General features: G+C 62.2%; 19 protein-coding genes and 6 pseudogenes. 14 read left to right on the forward strand and 11 right to left on the reverse strand.

Annotated elements, in window-relative coordinates; genetic code table 11:
• Nucleotides 1-118: 118 nt before the first annotated feature.
• Complete coding sequence (locus tag C3B61_RS15145) at nucleotides 119-700, forward strand: uridine kinase family protein (RefSeq protein WP_244285960.1); 582 nt, start codon at nucleotides 119-121, stop codon at nucleotides 698-700.
• Nucleotides 701-817: 117 nt separating this feature from the next.
• Here the strand turns inward: C3B61_RS15145 and C3B61_RS20310 are convergent, their stop codons facing one another.
• The 3 genes from C3B61_RS20310 to C3B61_RS19525 form a co-directional block, all read right to left on the reverse strand.
• On the reverse strand, nucleotides 818-1,051 hold the full coding sequence (locus C3B61_RS20310) for a helix-turn-helix transcriptional regulator (protein ID WP_103461425.1): 234 nt from the start codon (nucleotides 1,049-1,051) through the stop codon (nucleotides 818-820).
• On the reverse strand, nucleotides 1,042-1,329 hold the full coding sequence (locus C3B61_RS15155) for a glutaredoxin domain-containing protein (RefSeq protein WP_279628314.1): 288 nt from the start codon (nucleotides 1,327-1,329) through the stop codon (nucleotides 1,042-1,044). Before C3B61_RS15155 ends, C3B61_RS20310 begins: the two co-directional genes overlap by 10 nt.
• A 327-nt stretch (nucleotides 1,330-1,656) precedes the next feature.
• Nucleotides 1,657-1,995, reverse strand: coding sequence for a hypothetical protein (locus C3B61_RS19525; protein ID WP_133160327.1), 339 nt, complete (start codon nucleotides 1,993-1,995; stop codon nucleotides 1,657-1,659).
• A gap of 239 nt (nucleotides 1,996-2,234) precedes the next feature.
• On the opposite strand from C3B61_RS19525, the gene C3B61_RS15160 reads away from it, so the two are divergent.
• The 4 genes and pseudogenes from C3B61_RS15160 to C3B61_RS20315 all read left to right on the forward strand — a co-directional run.
• Nucleotides 2,235-2,627 (forward strand): plasmid mobilization protein, encoded by a 393-nt coding sequence (locus C3B61_RS15160; protein WP_103461427.1) that lies wholly within the window; start codon nucleotides 2,235-2,237, stop codon nucleotides 2,625-2,627.
• On the forward strand, nucleotides 2,624-4,282 hold the full coding sequence (locus tag C3B61_RS15165; RefSeq protein ID WP_088458283.1) for a relaxase/mobilization nuclease domain-containing protein: 1,659 nt from the start codon (nucleotides 2,624-2,626) through the stop codon (nucleotides 4,280-4,282). Before C3B61_RS15160 ends, C3B61_RS15165 begins: the two co-directional genes overlap by 4 nt.
• A gap of 15 nt (nucleotides 4,283-4,297) precedes the next feature.
• A complete protein-coding gene (locus tag C3B61_RS15170) occupies nucleotides 4,298-5,146 on the forward strand; it encodes a hypothetical protein (RefSeq protein ID WP_103461428.1) in 849 nt (282 codons plus the stop codon).
• Nucleotides 5,147-7,071: 1,925 nt separating this feature from the next.
• Nucleotides 7,072-7,159, forward strand: a pseudogene (locus tag C3B61_RS20315) (DUF1232 domain-containing protein); the annotation flags it as partial.
• Nucleotides 7,160-7,298: 139 nt separating this feature from the next.
• On the opposite strand, the gene istB reads toward C3B61_RS20315, so the two are convergent.
• Nucleotides 7,299-8,111 (reverse strand): IS21-like element helper ATPase IstB, encoded by an 813-nt coding sequence (gene istB / locus C3B61_RS15185; protein ID WP_103461430.1) that lies wholly within the window; start codon nucleotides 8,109-8,111, stop codon nucleotides 7,299-7,301.
• A 209-nt stretch (nucleotides 8,112-8,320) separates the two neighbouring features.
• Here istB and C3B61_RS19530 point away from each other — a divergent pair, with 209 nt between their 5' ends.
• The 4 genes and pseudogenes from C3B61_RS19530 to C3B61_RS15205 all read left to right on the forward strand — a co-directional run bounded on the left by C3B61_RS19530 (nucleotide 8,321) and on the right by C3B61_RS15205 (nucleotide 12,084).
• Nucleotides 8,321-9,106, forward strand: coding sequence for a hypothetical protein (locus C3B61_RS19530; RefSeq protein WP_133160328.1), 786 nt, complete (start codon nucleotides 8,321-8,323; stop codon nucleotides 9,104-9,106).
• A 65-nt stretch (nucleotides 9,107-9,171) separates the two neighbouring features.
• A pseudogene (locus C3B61_RS20100) lies at nucleotides 9,172-9,294 on the forward strand (recombinase family protein); the annotation flags it as partial.
• Nucleotides 9,295-9,930: 636 nt separating this feature from the next.
• Complete coding sequence (locus C3B61_RS15200) at nucleotides 9,931-11,097, forward strand: LCP family glycopolymer transferase (protein WP_240632539.1); 1,167 nt, start codon at nucleotides 9,931-9,933, stop codon at nucleotides 11,095-11,097.
• A gap of 750 nt (nucleotides 11,098-11,847) precedes the next feature.
• Nucleotides 11,848-12,084, forward strand: coding sequence for a hypothetical protein (locus C3B61_RS15205; protein ID WP_133160329.1), 237 nt, complete (start codon nucleotides 11,848-11,850; stop codon nucleotides 12,082-12,084).
• Between the two features lie 185 nt (nucleotides 12,085-12,269).
• Here the strand turns inward: C3B61_RS15205 and C3B61_RS20320 are convergent, their stop codons facing one another.
• The gene (locus C3B61_RS20320; protein ID WP_370028327.1) at nucleotides 12,270-12,455 is read right to left on the reverse strand and encodes a hypothetical protein; all 186 of its coding nucleotides are present in this window, start codon (nucleotides 12,453-12,455) and stop codon (nucleotides 12,270-12,272) included.
• A pseudogene (locus C3B61_RS15210) lies at nucleotides 12,385-12,928 on the reverse strand (IS110 family transposase); the annotation flags it as partial. The gene C3B61_RS20320 and the pseudogene C3B61_RS15210, both read right to left, overlap by 71 nt.
• 740 nt (nucleotides 12,929-13,668) lie before the next feature.
• Here C3B61_RS15210 and C3B61_RS15215 point away from each other — a divergent pair.
• Entirely contained in the window at nucleotides 13,669-13,908 is a 240-nt protein-coding gene (locus C3B61_RS15215; protein ID WP_088458276.1) for a peptidoglycan-binding domain-containing protein, read from the forward strand.
• Between the two features lie 169 nt (nucleotides 13,909-14,077).
• On the opposite strand, the pseudogene C3B61_RS15220 reads toward C3B61_RS15215, so the two are convergent.
• Nucleotides 14,078-14,473, reverse strand: a pseudogene (locus C3B61_RS15220) (transposase family protein); the annotation flags it as partial.
• Nucleotides 14,474-14,477: 4 nt separating this feature from the next.
• On the opposite strand from C3B61_RS15220, the pseudogene C3B61_RS20105 reads away from it, so the two are divergent.
• Together C3B61_RS20105 and C3B61_RS20380 are read left to right on the forward strand one after the other, a co-directional pair.
• Nucleotides 14,478-14,636, forward strand: a pseudogene (locus C3B61_RS20105) (ATP-binding protein); the annotation flags it as partial.
• A 219-nt stretch (nucleotides 14,637-14,855) separates the two neighbouring features.
• Nucleotides 14,856-14,993: pseudogene (locus C3B61_RS20380) on the forward strand (thioredoxin domain-containing protein); the annotation flags it as partial.
• A gap of 142 nt (nucleotides 14,994-15,135) precedes the next feature.
• Here C3B61_RS20380 and C3B61_RS15230 read toward each other — a convergent pair.
• The 4 genes from C3B61_RS15230 to C3B61_RS15240 are packed head-to-tail and all read right to left on the reverse strand — an operon-like array spanning nucleotide 15,136 to nucleotide 17,399.
• The gene (locus tag C3B61_RS15230) at nucleotides 15,136-15,990 is read right to left on the reverse strand and encodes a CPBP family intramembrane glutamic endopeptidase (RefSeq protein WP_103461432.1); all 855 of its coding nucleotides are present in this window, start codon (nucleotides 15,988-15,990) and stop codon (nucleotides 15,136-15,138) included.
• Nucleotides 15,945-16,463, reverse strand: a complete 519-nt coding sequence (locus C3B61_RS20325; protein ID WP_425266424.1) for a putative immunity protein — start codon at nucleotides 16,461-16,463, stop codon at nucleotides 15,945-15,947. Before C3B61_RS20325 ends, C3B61_RS15230 begins: the two co-directional genes overlap by 46 nt.
• A 46-nt stretch (nucleotides 16,464-16,509) precedes the next feature.
• The gene (locus C3B61_RS15235; RefSeq protein ID WP_198415053.1) at nucleotides 16,510-17,091 is read right to left on the reverse strand and encodes a TetR/AcrR family transcriptional regulator; all 582 of its coding nucleotides are present in this window, start codon (nucleotides 17,089-17,091) and stop codon (nucleotides 16,510-16,512) included.
• Nucleotides 17,092-17,108: 17 nt separating this feature from the next.
• Nucleotides 17,109-17,399, reverse strand: a complete 291-nt coding sequence (locus tag C3B61_RS15240) for a VOC family protein (protein WP_208858838.1) — start codon at nucleotides 17,397-17,399, stop codon at nucleotides 17,109-17,111.
• 201 nt (nucleotides 17,400-17,600) lie between these two features.
• Between C3B61_RS15240 and C3B61_RS15245 the strand changes: the two genes are divergently transcribed.
• Together C3B61_RS15245 and C3B61_RS15250 are read left to right on the forward strand one after the other, a co-directional pair.
• Nucleotides 17,601-18,488: an SDR family NAD(P)-dependent oxidoreductase gene (locus tag C3B61_RS15245; RefSeq protein WP_103461434.1), complete on the forward strand. Its 888-nt coding sequence runs from the start codon at nucleotides 17,601-17,603 to the stop codon at nucleotides 18,486-18,488.
• A gap of 186 nt (nucleotides 18,489-18,674) precedes the next feature.
• Nucleotides 18,675-19,088 carry a RidA family protein gene (locus tag C3B61_RS15250; protein WP_103461435.1) on the forward strand — a complete coding sequence of 138 codons (414 nt, stop codon included), beginning with the start codon at nucleotides 18,675-18,677 and terminating at the stop codon, nucleotides 19,086-19,088.
• The last annotated feature ends 71 nt before the right edge of the window (nucleotides 19,089-19,159 follow it).

Raw genomic sequence — 19,159 nt, forward strand, 5'->3', positions numbered from 1 at the left:
CAACGCGATCAACCTGGGCCGATGTCTGGATGCCCGAAGAGGACCGCTACCGCGACATGTGTCGCCCGGACCGGTACGCGGGTATCACAATGAATACCGCTCAGGAGACCTCGTGATTATGCAAGACCAGAACGCAGCGATCGCAGCTATTCTCGACCTTCCCGGCCGGACTATCGTTGCTGTGGACGGACATAGTGCGTCCGGAAAGACAACCTTTGCTCAAGCCTTAGCCGCTCGTGCCGGGTCTTCGACGGTACTTCAACTGGACGACTTCTACAAGCCAATGCCCTCTGAGGAACGGGCAGTGCTGACCCCGGCTGAGGGGGCAGCGCAATTCTTTGACATAGACCGTCTCGCCACGCAAGCACTTGCACCCCTGCGAGCTGGCCGCGACGCGCGCTTCCGAGCGTATGACTGGGCGACTGACCGGCTTGGCGAGTGGCGAGACGCCCCGGTGACCCAGTTGGTCATCGTGGAGGGGGTGCATGCCGCCGATTTGCGCCTCCGGAAGTTCCTGGACGTAGTTGTCTTCGTGACGACTGCGCCCGGGGCGCGCTGGGAACGGATGATTGCCCGCGGTCAAAATGATCCCGATCAGATCCGGCGCTGGCTGGCTGCGGAAGACTGGTACTTCGCTCAGCATGGTCTGCCAATGGCAACCGACTGGGTTGTCTCAGGCGGCGGCCACTTACCGGAATGAAGATCCACTGGCTTCATGTGGATCGTCTGCGATTGCATAAGCCAGCGGACATCCTGGACGCCCTTGACGAAGCGGGACTACCCACGGCAGACCGGAGCCACGACACCGGGCGGTGATCTACGCGGGATGGTCGCCGTTCCAGGCGGTGTGTCGGGCCTCCCAGTCGTCGACGCTTGACCGTAGGTAGCGCACGGTCTTTCGCGACAGTGCGACGAAGGCCGGCCCCTCGCCGCGGTGCCTGAGTCGTGCCAGGTCCCGGTTGCTCAGTCGCAGCCGCTCCGCGGTTTCTGCGGGCGTGAGTGCGCGTCGCTTTGGCTCCGCGACCTGCGGCCGGCTCTTGGCTACTCCCATGAGTCGGTCCCCAGCTCATCGGTCGAGGTGGCCGGCACGGTGGCCCGTGCCGTGGCCACGGCCTTGATCCGGTCCGGGCGGAATCCCGACCAGCTTGCGGCGCCAACTACGACGACCGGTGCGGATGCGTAGCCGAGCTGTTTCACGGCGTCGACCGCGTGCGGGTTCGTGGCCAGGTCGACCACAATGTAGGGCAGTCCCGCGCCGTCAAGCACTCGCTTGGTCATGTCGCACTGCGTGCACCCCGGCAGCGTGTAAACGGTCAGTGAGTCATTCACGGTTGTTCCCCTCTCAGTCCCGGAAGTCCATCGACGTCAGATCACAGGTGGCCTGAACTATTTCGATTTATCGGCTATCAGCCGATGGCTTGCCATCTGCTGGTACCTGAGCCCGTTGTACGCAGCGGAGCGGGTGTCAAGGGCGACCGGAGGTCGGATTCCGTAGGAATCTGCGGAGCACCCTTTACTCCCGTGGGAGCGGAGTGCAACCCGTTCCACTGCAGAGCACTTCTTGGTTAATGCGAAACTCCGGGGGGGGTACGACAAAGCCCCGCCGAGCTGAATGCTCGGGCGGGGCCTACTGTGTCGCTATGTCCTACGAGATTGTCACTCGCTAGGTGCGTCCGTCACTGCTGGCACAGCACGGCGCTTTCGTACCTTGGGGGTCGAGGTGCCGGGAGCGCGGACGCCCGTGGCGCGCAGTTCCTTCTCAGTCCAGCCAGCACTCAGCGCGGCCTTCCACGCCGCAGCGTGTGCGTTGCTGGACTCTTTCAGAGCCACCTCCGCATCCTTGATTGCCTGCTTGAGTCGAGCATCTGCAGCGTCGTTCTGCTTCGCCGCCTCAGCTATGGCCACAACCGCATTCACACGGGCTGATACGTCGGCTTCAATCAAGGCGCGTGCTCGCACGGCCACTTCGTCGTTAGTCACATTTGCATTGCTCATACAGTCGACAGTACCGGGGGACTAGCATTCCCGGCCATACAAGTGCGAGCACTTGCTTTAGTCCACTCTCACCCTCGCATTCGCGCCGATTAGGTGAAGCCTTTTTGGAGCAAGCTATAGAGTTACCGGTGGTAACTTGCTTTGAATCTGGACGCGGGGCGTCAGATTCGGCATACTTGTCGTATGGTCCCCCCGAAATTCGGGGGTTCACTGCGCTGGGCCAGGGGAGTGGATGGAACATGAGCGACACGAATGAGGGTCGCCTGTTCGGCCGGAAGCGCCGCAAGAATGCGGACACTCCCAGGAAGAAGCACTACAGCGTTTACGTCTCCGACGCGGAGGACATTCAGCTGCAGACCCGTGCCGCTCTTCGAGATGTCACCGTGCCGCGGTTGTTGTTCGAGTCGGCCATGGATTCTCAGGTCCAGACCTCGACAGACCGCAAGCTGGCAATCGTCGAGTTGTTCGCCGTTCGTAAGCTGATGGCCAGCGTCGCGAACAACGCCAACCAGCTCGCCAAGTTCGCGAACACCGAGAGCCAGTTTCCCGTTGAGGCCGAGTCGATCATTGCGGAATACCGCGCGATGGTCCCTCGCCTTTCAGCCGCGATAGATACGTTGGCCGACTCATGATGCCCAACATCACCCGAGGCGGCCAAATGGGTGGACTCATGGTCTACCTGGCCGGCGCCGGTAAGTCGAACGAGCACGAGGAACAGCACCTCGTCGCCGGAAACTCAGCCGTTGTTACCATGCACGGGTACGGCGTTCTCGACCGCGATACGGCCCTGGCCATTGCAAAGGACTTGGACGAACCGCGGGTGAAACTCGGAGTCGAGGTCACACGCCAGGCGCGCATCACTGATCCAGATACCGGAGAGTCGATCACGACGCGAGTCGCCGCCGACGTCTGGCATTGCTCGCTGTCGCTGCGCGCAGAAGAGGGGCAGCTCTCGGACGAGAAGTGGGGCGCCATCTCCCAAGACTTCGTGGATCGAATGGGCTTCACCGAGGCCAGCGGCAAGGCCGACTGCCGATGGGTTGCTGTGCGTCACGGCCTCTCGACGAACGGCAACGATCACGTGCACATCGCTGTCTCGCTAGTCCGCGAGGACGGCACCAAGGCACCGACACACAACGACTTCAAGCAAGCTCAGGGCATCTGCCGTGACCTGGAACGCGACTACGGCCTGGAACAATTGGAGTCGCGGGAACGCGGCATCGGTGAGCGCGGGATCAAGCCCGCCGAGCAGGCCCGGGCGCACCGCACCGGCACTGAGGTTGAGGCCCACAAGCTGGAACGCATCGTGCGTTCAGCATCGGTGGCCTCCCTCGACGAGGGGGAGTTTGTGCGCCGCATGCGCCACGGTGGAGCACTCGTGCGGCCCCGCTTCGCCGCTGGACGCGACGACGTTGTGGCCGGCTACTCCGTTGCATTGCGACCGGAGAAGGGCGCGCAGCCCGTTTGGTACGGCGGTGGCCGACTCGCCCGCGACCTGACCCTCCCGCGCATGCGCGAGGGATGGCCGGACAGCCCCCAGAGTGCCCAAGGCGCAGTGGACGAGTGGAGGGCCACGAGCAAGAACCCGTGGCAGTACCGCCCGGTCGCTCCGGGCCGGGAAGAGACGACGCCAGATCCGAAACTGTGGAAGCAGTACACCGACGAAATCAAGCAGCTCCGCGTGCAGATGCGAGAGATTCCGTTCGAGGACCGCGCCGGCTGGGCGCACCTGGCCCGCGACACCGCCGGGGCATTCGCGGCGTGGTCACAGCGCGTCGAGGCGACGCCCGGACCGCTGGCCCAAACCGCACGGGACCTGTCCCGTACAGCGCAGATCCGCGCCCACGAATCCAAGCCGAAGCCCGCCGGCCGGGTGTCGGTCGCCGGGGCCACGATGATGCTGCTGCAGGCATCGACCCAGGGCCAGGGAACGATGGCCGAGGCGATCATGCTGCGCCAGCTCGCATCGACCGTCAAAGCGGTCATGGACATGCACACAGCTATCGGTGATGCCCAGCGCGCATCGCAGCTCGACCGCACGTTGCGGGAGCAGTACTCGCAGGTGCGTGACCGTCTGCCGGCTATCGTGCGCGCCGAAACTGGACAGACCAACAACGCCATGCCGACGCCGGCCGAAGGACTTGACCCGGAGCTAGCGAAGATCGTCCAGGCTGCACAGCGCGGCCAGGTCGTCCCCGGAACGGGCTCGCCCGTGCCGACGCGAATCGAGTCCCACAAGCCACAGACCACCGTCACGCCGAACGAGCGCGACGGTCACGAGAGATAACGAGGGGGCATCACCATGGCCGAAGAAGCAGACGGCATCGGCGACGCGTTCGACGGGCAGATGCGGGTCGCTCTGACCGTGGCCACGCAGATGGCCGAGCGTTTCGCCCGGCTCCGTGAGGAGCTAGCCAGGAACGCCCAGGCGCGCACCGAGCAGCAGACCAAGGAGCTACAGGCACGGTTCGATGCGGAGCGGAACGCAGCACGAGCCAGCCTGGCTCCCGTGCAGCAGCAAGAGTGGTGGAACACCGCCGGGGTCGACGACATTGCCACGGCTTACGAGACGGCCAACGCTTGGCGCACCGTGGATCCCGACATTGCGCGTACGTCCGATCGCATGAGCGAGGAACTGCGTGGCCAGTACGGCATCGACGTCAACAACCTGGACGCCGATCCCCTCGCAGTGCGAGAGGCACTAGCCCGGGCTCAGCAGGACCGCAGCGCTGCCCCGGAGAGCCGAGGCGAGAGCGGCAAGGACTACGCCGAAGCGGGATCGCTGCTCACGGTAGCCGACCAGCTGGACCGCAAAGCCGAAGAACGCGACCGCGACCAGAAGCGCGCCGAGAACACCCACGACGAGCCCACGGAGGGGCTGTCACGGAAGGAACTGACCGGCAAGGCAGACGTCACTCGCGACAACGCCGCGAACGCCTACGACAGCGCCGGGCGCCGCGAATCCTTCGCAGCCGACATGGAGAAGTCGGGTGTCGACCCTCAGCTGGAGAAGGTTCGCCTGGTTGCCGATCGAGAGAACGGCACCCACGCCAGCGCAGCCGTGGCGACCAAGCCAGGCAAGCAGCCCAAGTCCCGCACCAACATCAAGGCTGCCGGCCTGCAGCGCGAACGCGGCGGCCTTAGCCGATAGCGGGTGACTGAATCGCTGCATGGTTTGTGTTACGGCTTGTGCCAGCAGTTCACGTAGAACCCGTCCACCGCATTTTTTTAGGGCGGGTCTATCGGACATTGTCCTGTCCCGAGGATCCGGGCGTATCGATAGTCGGGGGAGTGCCAGCCGGCCGATCCCTCATCGGACTGCTGCAGGGATGTCCGTCCTATCCCGCTGAGGTCGACTCTAAACAGGTTGGGCGCGTCTTCATCTGGTGGACCGCTCTGCGCCGGTTGGGCTATGCGCCGCGGGCTGGATGCCGGCGGTGGGACGCTCAAATTGGAGTTCTGTCACTAATTCTCGGTCACTCAACCAGGTGCCGGCCGCAGGCGAACGCATTGAGACGAGTTCAGTGATCGCGCTGAAGTCATCGTTGAGATTTCGAGAGAAGATCGGCTCGTGGTGAGCGACTCGGTTACGAAAGTTCCGGATGAGTTCGAGGTGGTCGTAGATCTTCTGACGGACGTCTGATGGTGACGAGCCTGACGCATTGGGGAACAGGCTTAGGATCTGTTGGTCCCAGAGCCGCTGATCGTAGCGAGCGGTGAACATCTTTTGCCAGAAGACAAACTTGACCTCGGGGATGACCTTGCCAGCGGTCGGTTTCCCAGTGCGAGTGTTCCTGAGATCGCGGCGAGGATTGTAACTGCGCGACCTTGGCGGAGGGCTTTGAAGACTTTGTTCGAAGCCCTGCGACCAAGGCCAGCGCGCTCCGTATACGGTCTCGATTCCTTCCGCCGCTGCGTTTCGGGTTAGCACCTCAACAAAGTGGAGGGGGGAGCATGAAAGCGGCCGAAACCTGCGCATTCCAGGTGTAGAGCTCAAGGGCGTTAGCGGGGTTCCCCGGGATAGCTGCGTCATTAGTACTGATTCGGGGAATCGAGATAGCAGCTCTTATCTGGGAAATCTCAGCTGCCTCCATAGTTTGAGCGTATACTGGCCGCAACGAGTCGTGAGACATGTTGGCTTAGGCCTCCCTCGCGGACATACGAAACGAACGGCCCTTCGGCAACGAAGGGCTGTTTTTCGTTTATCAGTGACTGTTGTTGAGGACGACGAGTGTCGCCCTACGGGGGAATGCGCGACAGGGGATCGGCTATTGAGGCGCGTCTTCATCAGCCAGGCCAGAGGTTGCTTTCAAGACGCGCCCGGAAAGATGCTGCTCGGCTGGACACGCGTCGGGGTTAGGGCACAGCAAGAGAGCCAGGACTCGAAGCCCAAGGTATAGGTGATAAAAACGAGATCAGCTGCCCCGGTGGGCGCCAACGCATCTTCGTCGCTCTGCTTAAAGATGTCCGTGCCGCGAGGTCCCGACGGTTTCGAGGAAGTGCAGGGCATAGCCTTGAGGCGCCTTGTATCCCTAGAGATAGGGGATGGAATAATAGATTGATTGAGCTACGAGGACGTGGTCATGTCAACCCAAATGGGACCCACGAGGGCAATCTAGGTCGGACCCGCTTCGGTATGACGGGGTTTCACGGGCAATCTAAACGAGACCCACCGTGGCTGCTTGGGTCAACGATTGGTCGGAGTTCACTGCGACAATTGGTTTATGACGTCTCTCAATGATCGCGGCGCGGCTCTCTTTTCGGGCCCGGCGCTTCTTCGGCGGGGGTGGACCCGGTGGCGGGATTCATTATCGCCTATTACGCACTCCGAGAAGTGATTCACATTCTCCGTCCGGCCGCGCAGTAGTCATGTCCGAGTGGTGGCAGATTCTCCTCAGCATCGTCCTCGGGCTCGTGCTCATTTGGTTAATCCTCGTGCTGTTGCTCTGGTTCGAGCAGCGGAAGCATCCTGCCCGGGCATCGTTGCTGGACCTGTTGCGTCTGGCGCCGGACGTGGCGCGATTGTTGAAACGTCTCACGAGCGATCGGACCGTGCCCGTGGGTGTGCGGATCTGGCTCGCCGTCGTACTGGTGTATCTGCTGTCCCTGATCGATCTCATTCCCGACTTCATCCCGGTCCTTGGCTATGCCGACGACGCGCTCGTCGTCGCGATTGCTCTTCGCTTCGCGACCCGCCGGGCTGGAAGCGCTGCGATCGAGCAGCACTGGCCCGGGACCCCTGCCGGCCTGCAAGCGGTTCTTCGTCTGGCCGTTCTGACTTCTTCCTCTTAACCGTCACTGGTTCAGGCGCTCGAGTGCTGTTGCCTTTGGGTGTGGGCGAGACGGTAGGAGTCGGTCCCGGTCTCGATGATGGTGCCGTTGAACATTAACCGGTCGACAATTGCCGCGCAGAGCCTCGGGTCGGTGAAGGTCTTCGTCCAGCGGGAGAACGACTCGTTTGAGGCGATCGCGATCGAGTTGTTCTCCTCCCGTTCGGTGAGGACCTGGGACAGCAGCTCGGCGCCTCGGCGGTCCGATTCCATGTAGCCGAGTTCGTCGGTCATCAGCAGATCGACTCGCCCGTAGCGGGCGATGGTCCGGGCGAGGTTCTTCTCGTCGGCCGCCTCGACGAGTTCGTTCACCAGCCTGGTGGCGAGCGTGCATTTGACCCGGAACCCTTTCTCCGCCGCCGCGGTGCCCAGAGCGATGAGCAGGTGGGACTTCCCGGTGCCGGAATCGCCGATCAAACACAGCGGCTGACCTCGACGGACCCAGTCGCCGGTGGCCAACGTGTTGATGGTCGCGGGGTTGATGTTCGGGTTGGCATCGAAGTCGAAGTCCCCGAGCCACTTGTCCCGGGGAAACCCTGCCGCCTTCACCCGGCGGACCCAAGACCGCCGGTCGCGGTCGTCGCACTCCGCCAGCAGCAGCTCTGCCAAGAACCCCTGATAGCTGAGCTGCTCCTTCTGCGCGACGGTCGTGGCCTCGTCGACAACGGCTCGGATCGTTGGCAGCCGAAGCCGCCGGCATGCCTGGTTGATCGCAGCGTTCGCCGGTTCCGCTGTCAAGCCTCGCCGCCGTCTCAAGGTGGTGGTGATGCTGGTCGTGGTGGTCATGAAGCTGTTCCCTTCTTGATGCTGGGGAGCATCCGATACCGGCATCAGTTACTCGCATGCGGCGTTGCAAGGGCCTCGGAAAGCACAAATTCGAAACAATCGAAACCGAGCCGCTACGGCTCGAGCAACTCGGGATCCGGAGTTCGCGAACCAACCGCATTCAGCCGTTCGCCGGCTCGCAATAGCGGGCGAGCCTTCGCAGTTCATTCATGGCCGGCCACACCACAACAAGCACGAAGATGATAGACGAAGTGGCCAATGGAGTGAGTGCCAACTTGATCCGCAACTACAAGAAAGCTCAGCGACCGCTCCGCGCGGCCGAACGGGCCAAATTCCCCCACCTCCGTGTTGCGGTGCTCGACTCAGCTACCATCGACATGGTGGAGGTCGAACTAGACCGCGACGAAACGCGGATCCAACGCGTTTTGGATGCGCTCTCGACTCGTGGACGCCAATTCCCTTCTTCGGGAAAGTCCCTTTCACCTGCGGGGTGGGCGGGTGCGACCGATGTCCTCAACTGGTTACTGAAATCTTTCCCGAAGCTCGACGCACCTATATCAGCAGCCGTGCAGCAAAACCGTAGCTTCCGCTGGTCACCACCGGTGAGGACCCACCATCCGACGACAGTGCTGAAGAAGAACAATCGGGAGCCGGCCAAATTTGCGTACGGCCAGTTCTTGAAGAGCATTCAGTACGCTCTCGACGGACGCTCAAACGCTGAGTACACCGCTGATATGGCCGCAAAATTCGTTCTCGACAGCCTAAGCGGCCAAACGACAGTTCACTCCGCACAGCTCGCCGTCGGAATTCTCACCTGCCTGCGCCACGTCGATGACATCGCTTACCTCCGCTGCGCGGTGATGGTTAAGAATCTGCGTAGCGTCACGCTGATCGCTGAGGAAGTATACGGCCTGATGCGGACACCATCACCTCGTCTACAATTTGAGCGCCCGGCTCCGCGCTCTATACAGACGGGGGAGCCAATGGTCTCCTGAACTGACAATTGTCTCCGAAGAGACATCAACGCTGATTGTTCCCGCGGCTTGTCAGAAAAATCCAGAACCCTGCCGTCATCGCTGAAAAACTCGCGATCGCAAACGACGCCCGTGCAAAGGGGCGCACCGCTGAGGATGCGGCACGCCTTGTGGGCTGGAGTCGAGCGACTCTCTACCGCCGCCAGTAGGCATTATCCAGCGAGAGCGCCTCGACATAGCGAGATGGTAGATGGTGGATATCACGGTCAATCGCCGCCGCCCCTCCTCGATTGCGTCGTTCAAGTTGCAGGGTCGTGAAGAAAACGTCGTCGGTTAACCGGCGACTCTTTCTTTCGTAATGGTTCCGAACGCCTTACAGTCTCACAACCAAGCCCTCATCGCCCTCGCCCGGCGACGCCCCGACGTCCTCTACGCCATGCTCCGCGACGGCACCCTCTACCAAACCGACCATCCACTCGCCGCTTGACAAAAACATGGGGGCGCCCCCTTGCCGGATCTGTTTTCAGCAATGAGTCTTGGGCACGAAGAACCATTACGGATCGGGAGACGTAGCCGTCGAGCGACGAAGTAATTCACCAGCACGATCAGCGACCCATGAAGAGGCTGCGCGCACTGCTGAACCATGCTGGGTGTCGAGCGCATTTCCGTTGGCGGACCAGGCGCTACGCTCGACAGTACTGCCGAGACAGATCAACCACGGTGGAGAACTGTTTAATCAGCAATCAGTCGCATTGGGGAGGGTCGTCGTGGCGGATAGCAGCAGGCGAAGCACACGGGTAGTGGGAATCGCACGTCATGGACGTCTGAAGCGATCCAATCCCTACGTGAACGTCCTCAAGCTGGTTGCGGTGGGGCTGACTGTGGCTCTCGTCAGCACGGCCTCGGTGGCCGCCATTGCCGTGTCGAGCTTCAGTCAGAAGGTCGATGACAATGCCATCGACATCGGCGTCGGACAGACCAATGCTCCAGCGCCCCAGCTCGGAAGCTACCGAGATGGGTTCAACATCCTCATGGTCGGCGTCGACAACGATGCCGCCCAAGGTGCCGCGTATGGTGAACGAGACGCGACTCTGAACGATGTGAACATTCTCGTGCACGTGTCTGCAGACCACACGAACGCGGTCGTGGTGAGCATCCCTCGTGACCTCATCGTGGCGCACCCCGAGTGCACAGACGCCGAAACCGAAGAGACTTTTGACGCCATGTCGGCGCGCCCCATCAATGAGGCCATGTCTCGCGGCGGATTACCCTGCGTGGTCCAGACGGTGTCCGAGCTGACAGGACTAGACATCCCCTACGCCGGCGTCATTACCTTCAGCGGTGTTGTGGAGATGAGCGACGCCGTGGGTGGCGTACCCATCTGTCTGAGCGCGCCTATCAACGATCCTGACGCGGGCCTCAACCTGCCTGAAGGGCCGAGCATCGTCGCCGGGGAGAACGCTCTGGCATTCCTGCGCAGCCGCGAAGGCGTCGGCGACCGCAGCGACCTGGCGAGAATCTCCTCGCAACAGATGTACATGGCCTCACTCATGCGCACCGTCAAGAGCAACGGCACGCTCACCAACATCCCCACTCTGATCAACCTGGCCAACGCTGCCGCGACCAATATCCGGCTCTCGACCAACCTGGCCGACATCGACACCATGGTCTCCATGGCCCTGGCACTCAAAGACATCAACCTGGATCGACTCCTGTTCGTGCAATACCCCGGCACGACCGACGATCCCGACTTCCCGAACAAAGTGGTACCGATACAGGATGTGGCTGATGAGCTGTTCGCCAAACTCGCAGCCGATGAGCCCTTCGCTCTCCCCGAGGCCACGGCAGGAACACCCACGGTTGAGCCTCTGCCCCCAGCAACGGATGAGCCCGCGCCGGAGACACCCAACGAAACCGCCGCACCTGCTCCGGAGACAAGCGCCCAACCCTTGGACGGGTTGGCCGGACAAACTGCTCAGGACGAATCCTGCGCCCAGGCTTTCACCGGGTGACACTAACTGGATCCGGGGCCCTGACTATTGAGAAGCGCGGTAGCAGCGGGGCCCTGGCGATCCCGTAGAACATCGCTTCACCAGCGCAGAGAGGCTTGTCGCCACTGCCGCCAAAGGAGATGTTCACTGGCGAGAACCACGGGGCGCATCCCGTCAGATCTGAGACCCGAGTCCGTCCATGCGGCTCTCGGTGCGAATCAGCGGTTGAGCGGCGTGACCTTCTTGCGAAACGACGACGGCTCGGCCGTCCTGCCGTCTGCGAATCGCAGCCCTCCGGTCGACTCGTAACTTTGTCCGACCGGCTCACTCGTCACCAGCCCCACTAAAGGGTCTTGCCGAGTGATAGCGCGTGGAGAAAAAGGTGACGCATAGAGGATGCTTCGCCCTAGCATTCTTCGAAATTGGGGAAATAGCTTTGGAAAAAGTGAATATGTCGCGACTCGCCATCATCATCATCGGGGGTTCCTCGCCGTCGGCGCGCTCTTCATTTCAACGGCAGTCCCGGTCTCGGCGGCAACGCTCACCCCATCGGCCGCGGTACCTGTTCAGGTGGCCGTGACGGCCCCCCTTGTTCGCAACGGCGAAGTCTGTCCAACAGGCGGCCGGGCTGTTCAGGGCAAACATTGTTTCGGGGTATTGCCAGTCCAATAACGTCGGCAGCACGAGCTTCACCGGGTCCCTCCAATGCCGACTTCAGGAGGGTCCAGCTGCACGCAAGGATATACCGGCCGTGTCGATGAGGTCATGGGTGTGAACAGCTGGCAGGGGGTGCAGCGTTTTTTGGCCAAGTCATACGGGTACAAGGGCCCCATTGCCGGAGCGCCGGGAACCCACACCTACAAGGCGTTGCAGCGGTGGGCCGCAGACGATGGCCACAGGGGAACCTACACCGTGCCGATCGACGGGGTCATGGGCACTAAGAGCTGGACCGGCCTTGACCGCGCTACCGAGTACGACTTCTATTACCCGGGCGTCCGGCGGCAATAGGCGCTTTCAATCACAGAAGTGACGCCCGGGTTAGTTGGGACTATATGGTCCCTCTAGACCCGGCGTCTTTTCGTCTTTCTGGAAACGTGGTGGCGCCATCGCCAACGGGGAGATCCCCGCTGCATGCGCCCCCCCCGCTTCGGCCTCAACGAGGCCCCATTGGGTGGGGTGCCCCTATGTTTTTGTCAAGCGGCGAGTGGATGGTCGGTTTGGTAGAGGGTGCCGTCGCGGAGCATGACGTAGAGGACGGCGCAGCGTCGCCGGGCGCGGGCGATGAGGGCTTGGTTGTGGCGTATGCCTTGGGCGATCTTGCGGTCGTAGCAGGCGCGTGAGAGCGGGTTGCGGAGCGCGGCGAATGCAGAGAGAAACAAGGATCCGGTTGCTCGTGGCAGTGGTCTGACCGACGACGTCGTCGTCGAAGCCGCAGAGCATGGAGAGCTCGGCGACCTGTTCGTCGGCGAGTTGCAGCGACCGGAGCGCGTACGGGAGGCTTCGGGCTGCTTGGGCGCTGATCGCGGCGTCGCGGGCGTCGGTCTTGACCTCACTCGCGTGCAAGTCAGCGGTGCGCCGCATGGCCAGGCCCGGCAGGTAGCCGACCAGCACGTTCTCAGCCTGGGCGACGGCGATCGGCAGTGGCCCCGATTGTCGCGGGTTGATCCACGACGAACAGTACCTGGCCGTGTCGTTTCAGCCGCCCGATCAGGTCCCGCAGCTTCAACTCATCGTTGGGCAAGGCCTTGTCGAAGAGTTGCTTGCCCGCCCGGTCGAGGGCGACCGAATGGTGTTCTCCCTGGCCAACATCCACGCCGATGAAGACGTCAACGCTGTCGTAGTTCTCGATCATGATGCTCCGTTCAGGTATCGTTTCGTCGGACTGAACCGCGGCAGCCACGTTGCGAATGGCCTGGAACACGTCCCGGTCCAGCCCCTATCAGCGAATACTCAATGCCAGTCAGTCCCGGTGACAACACCCCCCCCCGGATCATGGACAACGGGGGGGGGGGGGGGGAAAANGGCCAACACCCTCACAGGACTACACGCCCAAGGGCTATGAAGAAAGTAACGGGACTCTGTGACCGCCTTGTCCCCTCGGGAATGTCACACCGCTCCGGACAGCATGGCTTGGCTCGCCCTCCGGTCGATTCGAAATCCTGCCAGATTGGCCAGCTCGCTGCAAGCCCCACTAGAGGGTCTTGCCGAGCCCTTTGAGGGTGGAGAAATATGTGACAAATAGAGGATGCTCATTCCGAGCATGTCTTCGACATTGGGGGAATGGTTTTGCAAAAATCAAATATGTCGCGGTTCAGTGCAGCTGCTTGGGGAGTCCTCACGGTCGGCGTGCTTGCCGTTTCAACAGCAGTACCCGCGTCGGCGGCGACGCTCACTCCGGTCGCGGCGACCTCGCCGGTATCCACGACTATCAGTGCGGTCCAACCGGCTGCCGGACTCATCAAGATGAACCCTGTTTCGGCGTATTGCCAGTCCTCAAACGGCGGTAGCACGAGCTTCTCCGGGTACCTGCAGTGTCGACTCCAGGAGGGCCCCGCTGCACGCAACGGCTACACTGGACCCGTCGACGGGGCCATGGGTACCGCAAGCTGGCAGGGGGTGCAGCGTTTCCTGGCCAAGTACTACGGCTACACCGGACCTATTGACGGGGCACCGGGCTCCAACACCTACAAGGCGCTGCAGCGTTGGGCGGCTGACGGTAGCCACGGAGGCAGGTACACCGGACCAATCGACGGAGTCATGGGCACGAACAGCTGGTCGAACCTCGACCGCGCTGTCGGCTACGACTTTTATAGCCCCGGTGCGCGGTTCTAGGCGCTTACTGGCATAGAACAGACGCCCAGGTCGGGCGGAGCTACATGCTCCACTCGACAAGGGCGTTTTTTCGTGTTCCTGGAGCGCGCGGTGGCGCCTAGCTGAATGAGTCCTAATGGTCCTAGGCGATGAGGGATCGCTTGTTGGCTGTTCCGATTAGCCAGTTGTGTCAGATACCTGCGGCGAGGGCGAGTAAGCGGCCAGCAACGCGGGAGTAGAGCCCGGGGACGGGGCGGCCGCCCTGGTCTTCGAGGGTGAGTTAGCCCACTAGGGTGTCGAACACGGACTTGACCGATTGGCGGATGATGCCGAGCTTCCCGAAGCGTTTCTTCTCGTCTTTGCGGTCGGGAGGGATCAGGTGCGCGCCGAGGTTGTCGGTGATGAACGTCTCGAATTCGCGGCCGGCGAAGCCTTTGTCGCCGATGATGACTTGGTCGAGGTGGAGCAGGTGTCGGTCATGGCGGAGCATTGTTTCGGCGGGTTCGTGTTCACCGATTTTCGGGTTAGCCAGGCCCCAGATTTCGGGCATTCCGTCGGGAGTGCAGATCAGATAGAGCCGGATTCCCCCGACAGTGTTCTGCACCCAGTGCTCGCAGAAAGGCTGGCACCAGCGGCTGGGCTCGGGAGTCCACGCGAACGCCCTCATGGACCGGATCATCCACAACACGATATGGATCGAGACCGGCGACACCAATATGCGTGAACACACCGCGGACAACGCGGCGTGATCCAGGTCGGTGAGCGCGAGCTGAACCGCTGGCGCTCACCGGCAATACTCAGTGGGCGCTGAAGGGCAATCTCCACGCCGACATCGCCAAGGACCTCGGCGTCTCGGTCCCCACGCTCTACCGCTGGGTTCCAGCCCGCCAACAATGACGTTCACCCAACTAGGGAAGAGCGGATTCAACTCTTACCGTGTTATTCATTCCGTTTCGTGAGCTGACCCCGAGTACGTCACGCAGGAACTCGGCTACAGCCAGGCCCCGGTGGTGGTGGTCGATGAGCACGACCACTGGTCAGGCTTTCGGCCCGACAAGATCGCCCAGCACGGCAAACGAGCGGTATTTCCGTCTGATGCAACATGAGAGATCGCAGTTCTTGGGCCGCCCGCCGCACGAAGTCGCCAACCGCAGTGTTACTGCTGCACGGTACCGCCGAGCGCGAGGCGTGGGTAGAACGCTCTGCAACTACCTGGCCTGTCGCCGCCGGTTACGCATGGGGACTTCGTCATCCGCGATGCGACCGGTGGAGGGATGCCGCCTTTCGGGCGCCCTTTCCTTCGTCATTCCGCGCTACTGGGCGGGCTCCTCGCGTTGGGGCTGCGATAGCCATCACCGTCGCGATGGTGCCGAGGAGGACGAAGAGCCCGGTGTCACCCGCTAGGTACTCGTTGACGAGCACTGTCTGGTTGGTCAGCACGATAGCAGAGCCGATCCACGCGAACGCGACGTTGTGTGCGACGTGAGCGAGCACTACCGGCCAGACGCTGCCGGACAGAGTCCGAAGCTGGCCGAACAGGAAGGAGAACGCGATGACGGTGGCGGAGAACAGCGTGAGCACGATCCATCGGTCTCCGTCAGCGTGGTAGAAGGGCGTGAATAGGATGTACATGAGGTGCCAAATGACCCACACCACACCGATACCGAGATAGGCAAATTTCTCACCCAGCCACGGCACCACGCGCGGTTGTAGGTACCCTCGCCATCCGACCTCCTCAGCAAAAGCGAGGACCGTGCCGGTGATGCAGAGCGAGAGGAGGTCCTGCAAGGCGGCCGCGGTGGGTGCCGCGATCTGCGAGAAGCCGAGCACGACGGTCATACCCGCTGCCGTGACCGAGACGCCCGCGGTCGCGGCAAGCGCTACCGGCCACCAGCGGAGACCGAGGCGGGTGATTCCCAGTCGGCGCCAACCTTCCGCGCGGTATCCGTCCCGAGTGACCACGAACATCATCAGGGCGGTCACGAGCAGCGGCGAGATGGCGAGGACGAGCCCGCCGGCGAACGAGGCAGTGGACGCGGCGACTGAGGCGACGAGGACTACGTAGAGGATCGAACTCGTGCGGTCCGAGAGATTCTTGAACATGATTCCTTCGGTATTCGGATGCGTGGCGCTGGACGCGCTGCGCCGGACAAGAGAATGCAGTACCGTGCACCATGGCGCCTTCCTAATCTGCCGAGCCGAGTCGGTCGCGAGCGTCCGGCGAAGGGATGACGTTCGGGACGGAACGTCATCCCTTCGGCGATCGCTACGCGCGGCCGGTCATCACCTGGTCGCTGCTCCCCGAAGATCGGCAGAGCGCGGTCGGCGCAGCTCGCCGCCCACAACACGAGCGCGTGATGGAATGCTACGACCCCTTGAAGCCGCCCCCGTTCACCGGAACCTATTTCGGACGGGTCTACCGGACGCGGCGCGGCCGTGTCATTCCGGGCGTGTTTGTCAATGCTCGCGATTGGGTGCACAAATATCCGGTGTTTTGTGCACACCTTGGTATCCGAGGCTACGTGCGGAAACGTGTGGTTGTACCCTGTGCCAGGTCTTTTCTCGACTCGCGACATCCGCCTTTAGAGCCGGATCCGTCTAAGGAGATGGGTTGAGTTACGCTCACCGAGCATCGGTCAGCGATCGGCAGAGGTTTGTGACGATGCGATCAAGGAGTGCTGGGTCGATGTGTTGGCGTGAGAACCAGCGGCGGTAGTAGAGCGGTCCCAGGGCTTCTGCAGCGACGACGTCGGCATCCGTTCCGGGGCGGATCTCTCCACGGGCGACGGCGTCCTCGACGATCCGCACCACCGGCGCGGCCCAAATGGTCTGGAGCAGGGTTTGCACCTTCGCCACGTCGGGATCTCGTTCGCTGGCGTCCATGATCGAGGGCAGCACTTTCGCCCAGCCGGCGTTCTCCAGCCGCTGCGCGACGTCTGTGAGGACTTGTCGGAGGTCGGTTTCGAAGGTGCCCTGAGTGGGGATTTCGAGGTTGACGCCCAACTTTGAGCAGGCGTCGAGGAGCAGTCGTGTGCGGGTTGGCCAGTGACGGTAGATGGTCGTCTTTGCCACGCCGGACCGGCGAGCTATCTCGTCGATGCTCACTCCTGAAAAGCCGTCCTGGACGAGGAGGTCGTAGGTGTGCGCAAGGACCGTTGTTCGCGTCCGTTCGACGCGAGTGTCGACTCGTTCTTTGTTCGCCACCGAAGTTCCTTTCGCGGTCAGTTTTGGGATGGCCATGCCCGGTCGGCGTCGGGGACGGGTGTGTAGAAGTTTACGAGGGTGCCGTCCGCCGTCCGGAGGATCATGGAACGGTTGCCCCAGGGCTGGACTGTTGGCGCCTGGATCATCTGTACGGAATCATCGAGCTCTTTTCGGACTTCATCGAGGTCGCCGACTTCGAACTCGAGGATTTGAGTACCCGGCGCGCTTCCGGCTAGCGCCGTCGTCGCCGCGGCCAACCCGGCCGGCGTGCAAAACGCCAATACGGCGCCGTCGGTCGGAACTTCCATGTACTCCGGGTACCCGCTTGCTTCTCGACCGAGGAGCCGAGCGAAGACGCCGGCCGAGGTGGGTACGTCAGTCGTGACGATACGGACAGATCGCAAATTCATGATTGTCTCCTTCAATGAGCTACGCGACGGTAGCGTAGCGTTAAATCGTCGGGTCGGCAAGGTTGCGCGGTCCCTAATGGAGGAGATTCATTGACATTCATGGAGCTGCGCGAGGACGCGTCGCGTCTTGCAGGCAAACGGGTCGTTGTCACCGGGGGGAGTTCGGGCCTCGGTGAAGTCGTTGCAGCGACCTTGTCTCGAGGAGGTGCCCATGTCACTTTGGCCGTCCGTGACCTCCAGCGAGGACAGGCTGCGGCTGCGAAAACGCCGGGTCGGGTAGACGTTGCAACCCTTGAGCTGGGCAGCTTGTCCTCCATCAAGCAGTTCGCCGATTCGCGAACGGAACCCATCGATGTCCTGATCAATAACGCCGGGATCATGATGCCGCCGTTGGGTCGGACCGAGGACGGGTTCGAGACTCAGTTCGGTGTGAACTACCTGGGCCACTTCGCCCTAACGATGCGGCTGTTGCCGCTGATCAGGGATCGCGTGGTGACGGTCACGTCGGATTACTACCGATCGGGTTCGATCGACCTCGACGACCCTAACTACGACCGGCGGCGCTTCAATTCCGGCAAGGCGTACTCGCAATCGAAGCTCGCTGACTTGATGTTCGCGCGCGAACTTGGTCGCCGACTGACCGGGACGGGATCCCGCGTTCGTTCGCTTTCTGCCCACCCTGGTTACGCCCGTACGAGCCTGACCTCGCATGTGGGCAGTGTCGCTTTCCGGGATATCGACAAGGTTCTGGGCCCGGTGATCGCTCAGGATGCCGCGGGCGGGGCACGGTCCTTGATTGCAGCAGCGGTCTCGGATCTGCCCAGTGGCACTCTCGTGGGGCCGGGGGGTCTTTTCCATCTGAAAGGCAACCCTGTCGTTGCTCCGGTCGCCAAAGTCGCCCTCGATGAACACATGGCGCGAAAGCTGTGGATGCTGTCGGCAGAAATGACCCGAGTCCCGATTAATGCGCCTCTGGCCGCCAGCTGAAAAACCTGCCTCCCTCAGCTGCCACCGGTCGGTGTGATGGAGGGCCTCGGAGTCAGCAACGGAAGGGAGCGTCCTACCTAACCCAGGTCGAACCGATAGTGGAACGGCCGAGAAAGCCGTGCCTGTTCCAGCAATGTCCTCCTGACCAAAGCACTGACCACCCTCCTGAAGGCAGTACCGTCAATCATGAGCCTCGTCCAGCGCAGCAACCCTCCCTCCGATGTTGCCCCCGCCGGCAAGTACAGCCACCTCAGCATCGTGGGCCAAGACACCCCCGTGGCCACGTTTGCGGGACAAATCGGTGCCACGTCCACTGGCACAGTCCCCGGGAGTGCGGCCGAGCAGACCCGCCTGGTTTTCACGGCCATCCGTGCCCTGCTGGACTCCCAGCACGCCGCCCCTGCGGACCTCGTAAAGCTGACGACCTACATTGTCGGGCGCGACAACCTTCCTGACTTCAACGCCATTCGTGACGAGGTGTACGCCGACTGGTTCCCGGCTGGCGAGTTCCCACCCAACACCGTGCTTATCGTTGCCGGCCTCGCCGCCCCACCCCTGCTTGTCGAAATTGAAGGCAGTTTCGTGTGTGGGCGACCGTGATCTTATCTGCCGTCGGCACCTGGTCACGAGGGGAAGAGGTTACATCGCCGTCGAATTCGAGACAGACCCCT

Source organism: Cryobacterium zongtaii, assembly GCF_002909375.1.
Classification (GTDB): Bacteria; Actinomycetota; Actinomycetes; order Actinomycetales; family Microbacteriaceae; genus Cryobacterium; species Cryobacterium zongtaii.